We start from the raw sequence: 14,483 nt of genomic DNA, 5'->3' as shown, positions 1-14,483 counted from the left end.
CTCCGGCGGCTCGCGCGCTGACCCGCGACCCGGCACCGCGGTCAGACCGGCCGGCCCGGCGGCAGGATCCGCTGCCACTCGCTGGAGTAGACGGTGCCGAACAGGCGCAGCTGGTCGCCTTTGCAGCTGTAGGTCTCGGGGGTGATCGTGGCCTTGAGCCGCTCCTTGGCACGCTGGCTTCCGTTCACCTTCAACGTGGTCCAGCCGGTCGCCTGCGGGTTGCTGTAGTTGATGGTCTTGTCGTCGGCCACGTAGTTGAGCTTCGTCGTGCCATTGTGGATCATCTCGAACCGGTCGCCGTAACCGGAGCCGCGCCGGGTCGTCTTGTCGACGGTGGTCATCGTGCCGTCGGCCTTGATCTGCATCAGCGTGCCCGAGCCCGTGAACTGGATCTTGTTGCCGTACATCTCCCAGTTGGCCGTGAAAGCGGTCTCCCGCCAGCTGCCGATCAGGCAGTCGGCCGGAGCCGCACTCGGCAGCGGTGCCGGCGGCGAGGGCGAAGGGGACGCTGCGGCCGTCGGCGAAGGGCTCGGCGGCGCGGCCGGTTCAGCGCGCAGGGCCAGGTAGGCCGCGGCACCCCCGGCCAGGCAGAGCACCAGCAGCGCGACGAGCGCCACCACGCCCACCACCACGGGCATGGTCCAATCACGACGGGGCGGAGTCGGCTGCACGAGAACAGCATCCGCAAGGATCACCGTGACGACAAGTCCCGAATCGATCACACAGCCGATAGTCGAGACGTGTCGCGGTCACTTGCCGGGCAGCACCTCGTCCAGGAAGTCGATGCCCTGCTCGATCAGGCCGCCGATGTCGTCGTGGCCCTCGAAGCAGTGGTCGGCCCCGGGCACGAGCACCAGGTCGGCCCGCACCCCGACCGCGCGCAGCGCCTCGGTGATCGCCTGCCCCTGGCCATGCGGGACGATCCGGTCCTCGGTGCCGTGCACCGTCAGGAACGGCGGGGCTCCGGCGTGCACCCGGTTCAGCGCGTTGCCGAAGGCAACGAACTCGCGCCGGCCGCTGACCGGGCCGCCGAACAGCATCGCGGGCGGCGAGGTCGGGTCGTCCAGGTCTTCGAAGGCGAAGAAGTCGACCGCGCCGTACCAATTGACGACCGCCTGGATCGCGGTGTCGCCGGTGCCGGTGAGCCCGGCCATCGCGGCGAGGTGGCCGCCCGCCGACTCGCCCAGCGCGGCGAACCGCGCCGGGTCCAGTTTCAGCTGGTCGGCGTAGAGCCGCAGCCAGCGCACGGCCGACTGGACGTCGAGCAGCTGGGCCGGGTACTGCGCCTCCAGCGCGAGCCGGTAGTCGACGTCGGCGACCGCCCAGCCACGGTCGAGGAAGCGCTGGTGGAACCGGTGCGGTGCGACCGTCGCCGGCAGGCCCACCCGGCTGCCCTCCAGCCAGCCACCGCCGTGCACCCACAGCAAGACCGGGAACGGCCCGTCGCCAGGCGGCAGGTGCACGTCCAGGTGCAGCGGCCGGTAACCGGGCACCACGGCCACGGTGCAGTCGGCGTAGGTGACGGTCGGCCGCGGCTCCGGTGGCGGGTATCCGGTCACGGGTTCACTCCATCCATGATCACTACGATGTGCCGAGAATACCTCGCTTGACGGCCACCCCCCGGAGGACATCACATGACCATGCCCCGCCTGTCACCTGCCGGCTGGACGATCGCGGCCTTCGGCCTCGCGGCGCTGCTGCTCGGCGCGGTCGGCCTGATCAGCCCGGCGACGCTGCTGGCCTCGATGGGTTTCACCCACGACGGCACCGCCGCCCGCGCCGCCGACGACTACACGCTCGTGTTCGTCCGGACCTCGGCGATGGCCTCGTTCAACATGGGCGTGTATTACCTGCTCGCCGCGGCGAAGGACTGGACGGCGTTCTTCGCCTTCACCGTGGCCTTCCGGTTGGTGACGTTCACCGTGTTCACCGCCCTGGTGCTGACCGATGCCGCGCCGGCCGGCTTCTTTGCCGTGGCGGCCTGGGAAGGGGCGGGCGCGCTCGCCACACTCGTCGCGCTGCGCGCCGGCCGCCGCACGCGTGCGCTCTGAGGCACGGGATCGCCTGCCGTGTGCTGCCGACCAGGAGCACAAGGCTCACCGAGAGTACTGCACGACACCGCCACGGGATCTTCACACGACAGCCACATCCGGCATCGACGCGACCACACGCAACTGCCGCCGGTGATCTGATCCACTCATGCTGCAGATGTTCCGTGCCGCCGCGTACCGGCTCTACGCCCACCGCCTGCGCCGCCGGCTCGCCGGTGCCGGCCTGCCCCGGCACGTCGCCATGGTGATGGACGGCAACCGCCGCTGGGCCCGCGAGCGGGGCCTGACCGCGCAGACCGGCCATCGCCATGGCGCCGAGCACATCGACGAGGTGCTGGGCTGGTGTGCCCAGGCGGACATCCGGTACGTGACGGTGTTCGTCGCCTCGGTCGACAACATGCGCAAGCGCGACAGCGAAGAGGTCGACAACCTGATGGCCATGATGGAGAACGTCATCGCGCACCGGTTGACCCACCCGGACAACCGCTGGCGGCTGCACCTGGCGGGGCGGCTGGACGTGCTGCCGGACTCGACGCGCAACGCGTTGAAGCTGGCCGAGGAGGCGACCCGCGAGCGCGACGCGCTGTTGCACCTGACCGTGGCCATCGGTTACGACGGACGGGAGGAGATCGTCGACGCCGTGCGCTCGCTGCTGGACGAGCAGGCCCGTGCCGGTGCGTCGCTGTCCGATGTGGCGCAGGGCATCACCGCCGAGGCGATCGCGGCACACCTGTACACCGACGGCCGGCCCGATCCGGATCTGGTCATCCGCACCAGCGGGGAGCGGCGCATGTCCGGGTTCCTGCTGTGGCAGGCGGCCTACTCGGAGCTGTACTTCTGCGACGTGTACTGGCCGGGGTTCCGCGAGGTGGACTTCCTGCGCGCGCTGCGTTCGTACGCGGCCCGCTCGCGCCGCTTCGGGGCATGAGCCGTTCCCTCGCGTCGGGGCCGGGCGTCGACCGGCGGCGTCGCGCGAGCGCGGAGCAATCCTGCAAATACGAAGGCCCGCAGTGGGTACGCGACAACCCCGTATCCACAAAATATCGACTTCCGTCACTGCAAATGCGGGCGCGAACGGCGGCGACATCGAACTTCACCTGTTGACCGGTTCGGCGGGCTCGTCTACCGTCGCCCGGGAATGCGCTTTCCAAGCGCGGCTCGACCGGATGACCGCAGCTCGCGGCACCGGTGCCAGGCACGTCCCATGCCGTCGCCCAACGGCATGGTCCGCTCCCAGCCCGAAGGATCTTGCACGATGAAACCGCACTCCCTCCCCCGCCGGCGCGCACGCCTCGCCGCGCTGGTCACCGCCGCGGCCGCGGCCGCGCTGACCGTCGTCGCCGGCACCCTGCTGACCACGCCCGCCAGCGCCGCGACACTGTTCAGCGCCGACTTCGAAGCCGGCGCGAGCGGCTGGTCCAAGTCCGGCGGCGACTGGACCGTCGTCGCCGACGGATCCCAGGTGTTCCAGCAGGCCAGCGCCACCACCGACCGCGCCCGCCAGTTCGCCGGCTCCAGCAGCTGGACCGACTACACCGTGCAGGCCCGGGTCAAGCCGCTGACGTTCGGGTCCGGCGGCGTCGCGGCCCTGGTGTCGCGGTCCAGCGGCGCCACCGTCATGTACCGGCTCGCGCTGACCGGCGGCAACCGGGTCGAGCTGCAGCACATGAACGGCAGCAGCGTCACGGTCCTGGCGGGCGTGTCCCGCACCGTGTCGACCGGCACCTGGTACACCCTGCGGATCACCACCAGCGGCACCACCGTCAGCGGCTACGTCGACGGCACGCTGGTGGGCACCGCCAGCAGCTCGGCGATCGCCGCCGGCCGCATCGGCCTGTTCACCGGGTATGCCAGTGCCCGCTTCGACGACGTCACCGTGACCGACAGCGTCACCACCCCGCCCAGCAGCCCGGCCCCGTCGGGCAGCAGCGCTTCGCCCTCGCCGTCGAGCGCGTCCCCGTCACCGTCGAGCGCGTCGCCGTCGCCGTCGCCGTCCAGTGCGTCGCCGTCGCCCAGCGTCAGCCAGCCGCCGTCCGGCGCGCTGTACGTGGCGCCCAACGGCAGCGCGAGCGCGGCCGGCACCCTGGCCAGCCCGACGACGCTCGCCTCGGCGATCACCCGCGTCACCGCGGGCGGGACGATCTTCATGCGCGGCGGGACGTATAACTTCTCGTCCACGGTGACCGTCGAGACCGGCAACAACGGCACGTCCAGCGCCCGCAAGAAGATCGCGGCGTACCAGAACGAGGTCCCGGTGCTGAACTTCTCGGCCCAGGCCGAGGACCCGGCCAACCGCGGGCTCGCCGTGAACGGCAACTACTGGCACGTGTACGGCATCGTCGTGGAGCGGGCCGGTGACAACGGCATCTTCGTCGGCGGCAGCAACAACATCTTCGAGCGCACGATCACGCGGTTCAACCGCGACACCGGGCTGCAGCTGTCGCGGACCCTGTCGAGCACGCCGCAGAGCCTGTGGCCGGCCAACAACCTGATCCTGAGCGCGGAGTCGCACGACAACGCCGACTCCGACGGTGAGGACGCCGACGGCTTCGCCGCGAAACTCACGGTGGGCTCGGGCAACGTGTTCCGCTACGCCGTGTCGCACAACAACATCGACGACGGCTGGGACCTGTACACCAAGACCGACACCGGGCCGATCGGCGTGGTGACCATCGAGGACTCGATCGCGTACAACAACGGCACGCTCAGCAACGGCGGCCAGGCCGGCGCGGGTGACCGCAACGGCTACAAGCTGGGCGGCGAGGACATCGGGGTCAACCACATCGTGCGGCGCAACATCGCCTTCAACAACGGCAAGCACGGGTTCACCTACAACAGCAACCCGGGTTCGATGACAGTGTCGAACAACATCAGCATCGACAACGACGAGCGCAACTTCTCTTTCGACGCGGGTTCGTCGGTGTTCCGCAACAACACCTCGTGCCGGTTCAGCAGCGGCACCAACGACCGCATCGTCGGCAACTCCGACAGCTCGAACCAGTTCTGGTCGGGCACGAACGGGTCGCGGTGCTCCGGGCTCAGCGGCACCCTGGGCTGGTCGTTCGCCAGTGACGGCCGGCTGGTGGTGACGCTGGGCGGCACGGTGGTCACCCCGTAACGGCAGCACGAGGCGGGGCCTTCGACCAACTGGTCGAAGGCCCCGTTCTGTCTCTGCGCCGCGGGCGCGATCGGCCGTCCTCGCTCATTGCGCGAGCAGTACCCCGGACAGTGCCGGCAGGGTCAGCGGCAGCGCGAGGTGGTAGCCCTGGGCGAAGGAGACGCCGACGCGGGCGAGCGCGGCGAGCTGCTCGCGGGTCTCGACTCCTTCGGCGGTGACGTGCAGCCCCAGGGTGTGGGCCATGTCGGTCAGCATCTTGACGATGGCGTGGTCGCGCGGGTTGTGCAGCATGCCGGCCACGAACTCCCGGTCGATCTTGATGCCCTGGATGGCCAGGCGGGACAGGTAGCGCAGGTCGGTCGAGCCCGCGCCCATGTCGTCCAGGGCCACGCCGACGCCGTGGCGGATGAGCTTCTCGAGGCGGGGGCCGGCGTGGAGGAGCGTCTTGAGGTCGGCGCCTTCGCACAGCTCCAGCCGCAGCCGGTGCGCGGCCAGCCCGGCGTCGTGCAGGGCGGTGGTGACCATACCGGTGAAGTCGGTCGCCAGGGTGGCCGGCGACAGGTTGACGTTGACGTGCGCGGGTGCGGCGTGGCCGAGGGACTCGGCCAGCGCGGCCATGTCGGCGCAGGCCCGGTTGAGCACCCAGCGGTCGAGCAGGGTCAGGTGCCCGCCGCGGTCGGCCGCGGGCAGGAACCGGTCGGGGGCGATCAGGCCCAGGGTCGGGTGCTGCCAGCGCACCAGGGCCTCCACCGCCACGACCGTGCGGTCGGCGAGCCGCACGATCGGCTGGTAGAGCAGCCGCAGCTCGCCGTCGGCGACGGCCTGGGCGACGGTGCGTCCGGCCACGTGCGCCGCATCGTGTGTGCGGGTGACGGTCCGCTCGCGCCACCGTCTGACCATGCGCATGAGCGCCGACAGGTACGGCAGGGTGGCGAGGCTGTCGACGAGGCTGACGAACCACAGCGCCATCGGGACGTGGACTGACATCGGGAAGCTCCCCTCAGCAACGAAGGCCGTCCTCGGCGAGGACGTGCACCAACTGTCGCCGCCGCGAGGTCGCCACGAGCCCGTGTCGGGCACTGGTCGCATGCTTGCGGTCGCTTTCCCGGGCACCCCGGCCCGCAGGTCACGCCGCCTGCGGCGACCCAGGGTGCGGGACCGGTGTCCGTTTCCAGGGATCCCTGGTCGTCAACCAGGTGGACTAGGTTGAGGATGCACCCACGGTGTGGCGGGCTCGGCGGCGTCGATGGTGGCCTCGCGCAGCTCCCGGCGCGAGTTGATGGCGAGCTTGGTGAAGACCTTGCGCAGATGCCACTCGACGGTGCGCGGGCTGATGAACAGCTCCGCCCCGATCTCGGAGTTGGTGCGCCCGTCGCGGGCCAGCGAGGCGATCAGGGACTCCTGGGGCGTGAGGTCGAGCACCGACTCGGCCGTGCGTTTGCGCACCGTCTCCCCGGCGGCCTGCAGCTCGTTGCGGGTGCGCTCGGCGAACGCCTCGGCGCCCATGACCGAGAACATCTCGTGGGCGCGGCGCAGGTGCTCGCGGGCGTCGGCGCGGCGGTTCTCCCGGCGCAGCCACTCGCCGTACACCAGGTGCGCCCGGGCCAGGTGCGCGTTCATCCGGCAGGCCGCGAGCCGGTCGATCGCCTCCCGGTAGAGCTGCTCGGCGGCCGGACCTTCGCTCAGCAGCGCGCGTGAGCGGGCTTCGATGCCCAGCGCCCACTGCGTGCCGCTGGCCTGCGTGCGTTCGGTGAGCTGTGCCAGCGCCTGCGTGGCGGCCTCGGGCTGCCCGGCCCGCGCGGCGGCCTCGACCAGTTCGGTCAGCGCCCACGACCGGGCCACGAAGACGTCGCCGGTGGTGGCGCGTTCGGCGGCGGCCTGCGCCGAGGAGTAGCGGCCCAGGCTGTTGTCCAGCACCGCCGCGGCGTACTCCGTCAACACCAGGGCGCTGCCCTCGCCCCGCGGGAAGGCGTCGGAGATGCCGTCCTGGGTCAGCTGGGCGGTGGCCTGCTGGTCGCCGCGCCATGACGCCAGCATCAGCGGCGTGTACGGCGGGGGCGACACCCGGATCGCCGCCTCGAGCACCGCCGCCTCGTCGTCGCACGCGGCCGCGGCGACGAAGTCCCCGGCCTGCACGTAATAGCTGGCGAGGTAGTCCAGAGCCATCGGCAGCAGGCTCAGCTTTCCCGTCCGCCGGGCCGCGCCGACCCTGCGTTCGAGCAGGTCCCGCAACGCCTCTTCCTCCCACAGCTCAGCCGCCACCAGCGCGGTGATGAGGCAGATCCAGGTGAGGTCCTGTTCGACGGCGCGGACGGCCTCCATCGCTCGCCGCAGGGTGGGCACCGCCTGCGGGTATCCGTCGGTGAACTGTATCGACAGCCCCTCAAGCAGCAGGTCCACGGGCTGCTGCGAGCCGGGTTCGGAAAGCGCCGTGCGGGCGGACTCGGCCACGGTGCGTACGCCGAACTCCGGTTCGAGCCGTCCGGCACCGGCGAACACCGCCGCGAGCAGTGCCTCCAGGTAGGTCTCGCGGGCCAGCGCGCCGTCCAGCGGGGCGAGCCGCTGCGCGGCGTGCAGCAGCAGACCGGGCGCCTCGCTGCCGCGGCTGCGCAGGAACGCCAGCTGCGCGCGCAGCCGTTCCAGCCGTGCCTGCTGAAGCCGGTTCAGCGGGCTCAGCTGCGCCGTGGCCAGCAGGTCGTTGGCCATGTCGGACGCGCCGGCGTCGAACGCTGCCTGGGCGGCGGCCAGGGCACGTTCCCCGCGGCGGCGCAGGTCCGGAGTGAGTTCGGCGGCCCGCCGCAGGAACGCCGCGGCTGCCGCTTCGCCGCCGCGGGACTGGGCGCGCTCGGCCGAGCGCTCCAGGTCCTGGGCGACGGTCTCGTCGGGCACTGGCGTCGCGGCCGCGAGGTGCCAGGCGCGCCGGGCGGGGTCTGCCACGCTGTCGGTCGCCTCGGCCAGGGCGCGGTGCACCTGTCGGCGTTCGGCGGGCGGGGCAGAGCGGTAGACGGTGGAGCGCACCAGCGGGTGCGCGAACTGCACCCGGGTGCCGATCATGATCAGCCGGGCCGCTTCGGCGGGCACCGCCGCGTCGGCGGGCAGGCCGAGCCCGGACGCGGCGCGCCATAGCAGGCCTGGGTCGCCGAGGGGATCGGCGGCGGCGACCAGCAGCAGCCGTCGCGTCTGTGGGGGAAGTTCGCCCAGGCGGCGCAGGTAGCACTGCTCGATCCGGCTGACCTGGCTCAGCGACGGCCGGCTGCGGGGCAGGCCGTACCCACCGGCCAGTTCGGACACGGTCAGTTCGGTGGGCAGTTCCAGCAGGGCCAGCGGATTGCCGCGGGCCTCGGCGAGGATCCGGTCGCGTACCCGCTCGTCGAGCGGTCCGGGCACCACCGACGCCAGCAGTGATCGCGCGTCGCGGTCGTCGAGGCCGGCCACCGCGAGTTCGGGCAGTCCGAGCAGTTCGCGGTCCTCGGGCTGGAGTTCGTCCCGAGGTACCCGTACGGCGAAGACGAGACCGATCGGGTCCGCTGTCGGCCGCCGGGCGACGAAGGCCAGGGCCTGGGCTGACTCCTGGTCGAGCCACTGGACGTCGTCGACGAGGCACAGCAGCGGCCGGCCGGCGGCCACCTCGGACAGCAGGGTCAGCACGGCCAGGCCGACCAGGAACCGGTCCGGCGCAGGCCCTTCGGCCAGCCCGAACGCACTGCGCAGCGCGTCGCGCTGCGGGGCGGGCAGGCGGTCGAGCTGGTCGAGCATCGGGCCGCAGAGCTGGTGCAGGCCGGCGTACGGCAGCTCCATTTCGGACTCGATGCCGGATACGCGATGGGTCGGGATGTTCGGCGCATTGTCGGCGAGGTAGTCCAGCAGGGCGGTCTTGCCTGCTCCGGTTTCCCCGCGCAGCACCAGGACCGCGTGCCCGCCCTCCCGGATCTCGCCGAGCAGCCGGTCGAGCGCCTCGCACTCGGTGCGGCGACCGTAGAGCCCGTGGTCCGCAGACATGTCGGACATCTCCCGTGAGAGCCGTCGACCAGGATGCCGCCGGAGCCCTGAAGGCCCGGAGCACGACCATCGTTTTCGGGTGACACCAGCCTATCGCCCGCAACCTCGGGGCCGGGCGGGAACCGGGCACGGAGAACGCGCTTCCTCTGGTGAACACACCCTCCGGAAGTCTCCGAAACTTCCGGTAACGGTCGCCGTCGCATCTTCGACCACCAAGTGAGGCGATCATCAATGATCGATGACAGTAAGGAGCTTGGCAGCAGACACTGCTCCGATAGTTTCCGGAAGTTGTTGACTTGGCGATCGGCGCTGCCCGACGATTCGTCTATCGATGAACGTGATCGCGCCGAGCCGGGCTCCGGCAAGGCGAAACCCGTCGTCGACCCGTCCCGATCAGCGATCCGGTGCCCGTACCCGAAGTCCCGCGCGGGTTCTCCCGTGACGTCGGCCCGCGCCCACACCTCCTGGCTCGCCCAGGCCTCACGAGTAGGTGGATCCATGCCCGACACCCCCGACCGCCCGACCCGCCGCAGGCACGGCCGCCTACGGCTGCTGTTCGGCACCGCCTGCGCCGCGGCGCTGGCCGTCGCCGCCGTGCTGCCGGCCGGCAACGCCAACGCCGACACGACCGTCACCACGAACCAGACCGGCACCGACAACGGCTTCTACTACTCGTTCTGGAAGGACAGCGGCAACGTCTCCATGACCATGGGCGCCGGCGGCCAGTACAGCACCCAGTGGAGCAACGTCAACAACTTCGTCGCCGGCAAGGGCTGGAAGCCGGGCGCACGCCGCACGGTCAACTACTCCGGCAGCTTCAACCCGTCCGGCAACGCCTACCTCACCCTGTACGGCTGGACCCGCAGCCCGCTGATCGAGTACTACATCGTCGACAACTGGGGCACCTACCGGCCCACCGGCACATTCATGGGCACCGTCACCAGTGACGGCGGCACCTACGACATCTACCGCACCCAGCGCGTCAACCAGCCCTCCATCGAGGGCACCGCGACATTCTACCAGTACTGGAGCGTCCGCCAGTCGAAGAAGACCGGCGGCACCATCACCGCGGGCAACCACTTCGACGCCTGGGCGAGCAAGGGCATGAACCTCGGCAGCCACGACTACCAGATCATGGCGACCGAGGGCTACCAGAGCAGCGGCAACTCCAACATCACCGTCAGCGAGGGATCCGGCGGCGGGGGTGGCGGAGGCGGCGGCGGCAGCAACGGCTGCACCGTCACGACCACCCGCGCCGACGAGTGGTCCGACCGGTTCAACGTGAACTTGGCCGTCAGCGGCAGCAGCGCCTGGACCGTCTCGATCGGGCTCAACGGCGGCCAGAGTCTGCAGAGCAGCTGGAACGCGACCGTCACCGGCAGCACCGGCACCCTCACCGCCAGGCCCAACGGCTCCGGCAACAACTTCGGCATCACGGTCTACAAGAACGGCAACAACACCACCCCGACCGCGAGCTGCTCCGCCTCAGGAGGCGGCGGCAACCCCACACCCACGCCGTCGCCCTCCCCGACCGGAGGCGGCGGTGGCGGCAACAGCTGCTCGGCCGGCTACGTCGGGCTGACCTTCGACGACGGCCCCAACACCGGCACGACGAGTCAACTGGTCAACACCCTGCGCCAGTACAACGCGACCGCGACGGTGTTCCCGACCGGCTCCAACGCCCAGTCGAACCCGTCGCTGATGCAGGCCTACCGCAACGCCGGGCTGCAGATCGGCAACCACAGCTGGGACCACCCACACCTGATCAACATGAGCTCCAGCGACATCCAGTCGCAGCTGACCCGCACCCAGCAGGCGATCCAGCAGACGGCGGGCGTCACACCGAACCTGTTCCGCCCGCCGTACGGGGAGACGAACTCCACCCTGCAGCAGATCGAGAACTCGCTCGGCCTGCGCGAGATCATCTGGGACGTCGACTCGCAGGACTGGAACAACGCCGGCGCGAGTGCGATCCGCCAGGCCGCCTCACGCCTGACCAACGGCCAGATCATCCTCATGCACGACTGGCCGCAGAACACGATCTCGGCGCTGCCCGGCATCATTCAGGACCTGCAGGCCCGCAACCTGTGCACCGGCCACATCTCGGCGAGCACCGGTCGTGCCGTCGCCCCGTCCGGCAGTGGCGGCGGTGGCGGAGGCGGCGGTAGCTGCACCGTCAGCGTCAGCCGTGCCGACGAGTGGAGCGACCGGTTCAACGTGACCTTCGCCGTCAGCGGCGGCGGCAACTGGACCGTCACGATCAACCTCGGTAGCGGCCAGAGCCTGCAGAGCAGTTGGAACGCCACCGTCAGCGGCAGCACCGGCACCCTCACCGCCAGGCCCAACGGCTCCGGCAACAACTTCGGCATCACGCTCTACAAGAACGGCAACACCACCACCCCGACCGCTAGCTGCGCCGCGGCCTGACCCGCGGCGGTGGGGACGTCGCGTGACGGACGTCCCCACCGCCCGCCCCTCGGCCGTACACTGCCGCCGTGAGCCGCAAGAGCTTCTACGACCTGCGTTTCGGCGTCGCCCCGGGCGGCGCCCGCAAGGACGCCCACTACCTGCGTGGCACCCTCGACGAGGTCAAAGCCGACCTGGCCGCGGAGCTCGCGGACGGCGGCAACCTCTACCTGCTCTGCTGGTACGGGGCGGACCTGGCGCTCGACGTCTACCAGTACGGCAGGCGCACCCGGTCGATCGACCTGCACCCGTACATCTCCATCGACGTCGAGGGTTATCCGCGGATCACGTTCACCGGGCCGGGCGAGCCGGTCGGGCACGACTTCGGCTCCGATGAGGAGCAGAACGTCGACGACGGCAGCCTGTCCGACCTGTTCTTCAGGGGCGCGGTGGAGCAGGTCACCACGGTGACCGTCGACTGGGCCGCCGTCGACGTGCCCGCGCTGCGCGGCGAGCCGGCCCGCCCCGGCGACCTCGTCGTCATGGACGAACGGATGGCCGGGGACGCCGCGGCCGACGAAGCCCGCGAGCAGGCGATGCCCGAAGCCGAGATGCGGTACGGCTACACCGACTTCGAGGCGTGACCCGTGGCGGCCGAGCAGCGCCGGCATTGTCGGCGGCCAGGGCCGACGCCGATCACACGCCCCGGCTCACCAGTCCCCACGGTGAATCCGTGCCCGCCGGGCCCCGGGCCTGGCAGACCGACCCGAAGCGTTCGTGGTGGTAGTCGAGGCGGTCGTTGCGCTCGGCCTGCGGCACCCGCTGCCATGCGCCCTGGCTTTCGGTCCACCAGCTGCCGTCGGTCTTGGCGATGGTGTTGATCGTCGAGGACATCGGCGTGACGAGACCTTGCTGCCACCGCGCCACCATCGCAGCGTGCGTCATTTCCGTCAATGCGCTCATATCGGAACGCGCGGGCGGCAGGTTGTCGGCAGACACTGTGGCGTTCCTAACGCAGGGGGCGGGGTTACCTCGAACTATGCGCTGCGCAGCGGCGAATGGGCAAGCGTTTTCAGGACGCGATGTGGTCTCACCTGCAGAAGACGGTCATCAGGGCCGAAACCGCGTGCGCGTGATCGAGGTGAGCGACGTGGTACGCGCCGTCTAGGTTGACTGCGTGCCACGAGTCCGCGACTTCCCGATCGACATCCAGCATCCGGTCCGCGGCGTGCAGACGTACCTGTCCAGCCGGGGTGGGGTACGCCCGTACGCCCTGGCCTGCGCCGACTTCGAGCCGCTGCCGGTCGGCGAGGACCGCACCGACGTGCTCGCCTTCGTCAACGAGGTGCCCGCCGACGAGCTGCCACCGCGGTTCGCGGCGGCGTTCGGTGACGGGGCCATCGCTCAGCTGCGGCAGTGGTCCTACCGTGGTATTCCGCCGTATGCGCTGCGCATCCGTCTGCGCGACGCGCGCTGGCGCGATCAGGAGTCCAGCGAGGCCGGGTTCGGGTGGGCGGGGCGGCGGGCGGCCCGCGAGGCTGCCCGGTGCATCGAGCGCGACGCCCGCCCGCGCGCCTATGTCAGACGCTGGCCGGCGCCGCGTACTGCCGCGTTCACACCGCCGGCACACGACGTCGCGCAGGACTGGACGAGCCCGGCGTTCCGCCCGGTCCGGGACGTCCACGTCCGCCTCGCCGTCGCATCCGCCTGCGGTGTCTTCGCCATCGCCACCGCCGACTTCGAGCCGCTGCCGACCGGATCCGACCTGCTCTTCGAATTCGTGTGCGAGCTCGCCGACAGCCGCCTGCCCCAGGAGTACGCCGAGGCCTTCGAACTCGGTGTGCACGAGACGCTGTGCGCCGTCGGCACCAGCGGGTTGCCGACCGCGGCGGTACGCGTGCGCCTGCACGACGCGAAGTGGCACCCGGTCGATTCCAACGAGCGCAGCTTCACCGAGGCGGGCCGCCGCGCCGCCGCCGAAGCGCTGCGCGGCCAGGCCGAAACCGACCCTCATGGTGGCTACCCGGGCTGAACCCGGGCCGCTACTGTGCCCGATCATGGACGCCCTCATCGTCTGCCTGTGGATCTGCGCCGGCGTCTGCGCCGCGACGTGGCTCGCCTCCCTGGTCACCAACGAGCACTCGTGGGTGGACCGGATCTGGTCGATCGTCCCGGTGGTGTACGTCGCCGTGTTCGCCGCCGCGGCCGACTTCGCCGACACCCGGTTGAACGTGCTCGCGGTGCTGGTGCTGCTGTGGGGCGCGCGGCTGACGTTCAACTTCGCCCGACGCGGCGGCTACGCCCCCGGCGGTGAGGACTACCGCTGGGCGATCCTGCGGGCGCGGCTGTCGCAATGGCAGTTCCAGCTGTTCAACCTGCTGTTCATCACCGTGTACCAGAACATCATCCTGCTGCTGATCGCCCTTCCCGCGTACACGGCGCTGACGCACCCGAGCCCGTTCGGCGTGCTCGACGCCGTGCTCGCCGTGGTGTTCCTGGCGCTGCTCGCCGGGGAGACAGTCGCCGACCAGCAGCAGTGGGACTTCCACCGGCGCAAGCACGCCGACCTGGCCCAAGGCCGGCAGCCGCAGTCACGTTTCCTGCGCACCGGGCTGTTCCGCTACTCGCGCCACCCCAACTACTTCTTCGAGCAGGCGCAGTGGTGGGTGGTGTTCGGCATCGGCGCGGCCGCGGCCGGTTCGGCGCTGCAGTGGACGGTCATCGGCCCGGTGCTGCTCACCGCGCTGTTCGTCGGTTCAACTATGTTCACCGAGAGCATCACCCTGTCCCGGTATCCGGAGTATGCCGACTACCGTGCGGTCACCTCGCCGATCGTGCCCTGGCCGCCACGCCGCGGCGGCGCGTCCGACGATCGGGCCTGATCCCACCGCCGGAGATCGGCGGCGGGA

At 70.8% G+C, this 14,483-nt stretch carries 11 protein-coding genes and 2 pseudogenes; 8 read left to right on the top strand and 5 right to left on the bottom strand.

Annotation, left to right across the window (positions count from 1 at the left end):
* Window positions 1-41: 41 nt before the first annotated feature.
* Together AB0B66_RS08565 and AB0B66_RS08560 are read right to left on the bottom strand one after the other, a co-directional pair.
* Window positions 42-638: a hypothetical protein gene (locus AB0B66_RS08565; protein WP_360525002.1), complete on the bottom strand. Its 597-nt coding sequence runs from the start codon at window positions 636-638 to the stop codon at window positions 42-44.
* A gap of 111 nt (window positions 639-749) precedes the next feature.
* Entirely contained in the window at window positions 750-1,559 is an 810-nt protein-coding gene (locus AB0B66_RS08560; protein WP_360524999.1) for an alpha/beta hydrolase, read from the bottom strand.
* A gap of 75 nt (window positions 1,560-1,634) precedes the next feature.
* Here AB0B66_RS08560 and AB0B66_RS08555 point away from each other — a divergent pair, with 75 nt between their 5' ends.
* From AB0B66_RS08555 to AB0B66_RS08545, 3 genes are all read left to right on the top strand, one after another.
* The gene (locus AB0B66_RS08555) at window positions 1,635-2,051 is read left to right on the top strand and encodes a hypothetical protein (RefSeq protein ID WP_360524996.1); all 417 of its coding nucleotides are present in this window, start codon (window positions 1,635-1,637) and stop codon (window positions 2,049-2,051) included.
* Window positions 2,052-2,199: 148 nt separating this feature from the next.
* Window positions 2,200-2,979 (top strand): polyprenyl diphosphate synthase, encoded by a 780-nt coding sequence (gene uppS, locus AB0B66_RS08550; RefSeq protein WP_360524993.1) that lies wholly within the window; start codon window positions 2,200-2,202, stop codon window positions 2,977-2,979.
* Between the two features lie 327 nt (window positions 2,980-3,306).
* Entirely contained in the window at window positions 3,307-5,169 is a 1,863-nt protein-coding gene (locus tag AB0B66_RS08545; protein ID WP_360524990.1) for a LamG-like jellyroll fold domain-containing protein, read from the top strand.
* A gap of 84 nt (window positions 5,170-5,253) precedes the next feature.
* Here AB0B66_RS08545 and AB0B66_RS08540 read toward each other — a convergent pair whose 3' ends face one another.
* A complete protein-coding gene (locus tag AB0B66_RS08540; RefSeq protein ID WP_360524987.1) occupies window positions 5,254-6,156 on the bottom strand; it encodes an EAL domain-containing protein in 903 nt (300 codons plus the stop codon).
* Between the two features lie 201 nt (window positions 6,157-6,357).
* The gene (locus AB0B66_RS08535) at window positions 6,358-9,168 is read right to left on the bottom strand and encodes an AAA family ATPase (RefSeq protein WP_360524984.1); all 2,811 of its coding nucleotides are present in this window, start codon (window positions 9,166-9,168) and stop codon (window positions 6,358-6,360) included.
* A 498-nt stretch (window positions 9,169-9,666) separates the two neighbouring features.
* Between AB0B66_RS08535 and AB0B66_RS08530 the strand changes: the two are divergent.
* From AB0B66_RS08530 to AB0B66_RS08520, 3 genes and pseudogenes are all read left to right on the top strand, one after another.
* A pseudogene (locus tag AB0B66_RS08530) lies at window positions 9,667-10,656 on the top strand (glycoside hydrolase family 11 protein); the annotation flags it as partial.
* Between the two features lie 87 nt (window positions 10,657-10,743).
* Window positions 10,744-11,595 (top strand): annotated as a pseudogene (locus AB0B66_RS08525) (polysaccharide deacetylase family protein); the annotation flags it as partial.
* Window positions 11,596-11,663: 68 nt separating this feature from the next.
* Window positions 11,664-12,218 (top strand): hypothetical protein, encoded by a 555-nt coding sequence (locus tag AB0B66_RS08520; RefSeq protein ID WP_360524981.1) that lies wholly within the window; start codon window positions 11,664-11,666, stop codon window positions 12,216-12,218.
* A 52-nt stretch (window positions 12,219-12,270) separates the two neighbouring features.
* Here AB0B66_RS08520 and AB0B66_RS08515 read toward each other — a convergent pair whose 3' ends face one another.
* Entirely contained in the window at window positions 12,271-12,573 is a 303-nt protein-coding gene (locus tag AB0B66_RS08515) for a hypothetical protein (protein WP_360524978.1), read from the bottom strand.
* 178 nt (window positions 12,574-12,751) lie between these two features.
* Here AB0B66_RS08515 and AB0B66_RS08510 point away from each other — a divergent pair, with 178 nt between their 5' ends.
* Window positions 12,752-13,606, top strand: coding sequence for a hypothetical protein (locus AB0B66_RS08510; RefSeq protein ID WP_360524975.1), 855 nt, complete (start codon window positions 12,752-12,754; stop codon window positions 13,604-13,606).
* Window positions 13,607-13,631: 25 nt separating this feature from the next.
* Window positions 13,632-14,456, top strand: coding sequence for a DUF1295 domain-containing protein (locus tag AB0B66_RS08505; protein ID WP_360524972.1), 825 nt, complete (start codon window positions 13,632-13,634; stop codon window positions 14,454-14,456).
* Window positions 14,457-14,483: the final 27 nt, after the last annotated feature.

This window comes from Catellatospora sp. NPDC049111 (genome assembly GCF_040648615.1).
Lineage (GTDB): Bacteria > Actinomycetota > Actinomycetes > Mycobacteriales > Micromonosporaceae > Catellatospora > Catellatospora aurea.
This window is presented reverse-complemented; position numbering and strand designations above follow the sequence as displayed.

Bases quoted from the DNA above. Each gene is read 5' to 3' on its own strand.
- AB0B66_RS08565 (WP_360525002.1), bottom strand. From the start codon at position 638: ATGCCCGTGGTGGTGGGCGTGGTGGCGCTCGTCGCGCTGCTGGTGCTC.
- AB0B66_RS08555 (WP_360524996.1), top strand. From the start codon at position 1,635: ATGACCATGCCCCGCCTGTCACCTGCCGGCTGGACGATCGCGGCCTTC.
- uppS (WP_360524993.1), top strand. From the start codon at position 2,200: ATGCTGCAGATGTTCCGTGCCGCCGCGTACCGGCTCTACGCCCACCGC.
- AB0B66_RS08545 (WP_360524990.1), top strand. From the start codon at position 3,307: ATGAAACCGCACTCCCTCCCCCGCCGGCGCGCACGCCTCGCCGCGCTG.
- AB0B66_RS08540 (WP_360524987.1), bottom strand. From the start codon at position 6,156: ATGTCAGTCCACGTCCCGATGGCGCTGTGGTTCGTCAGCCTCGTCGAC.
- AB0B66_RS08535 (WP_360524984.1), bottom strand. From the start codon at position 9,168: ATGTCTGCGGACCACGGGCTCTACGGTCGCCGCACCGAGTGCGAGGCG.
- AB0B66_RS08505 (WP_360524972.1), top strand. From the start codon at position 13,632: ATGGACGCCCTCATCGTCTGCCTGTGGATCTGCGCCGGCGTCTGCGCC.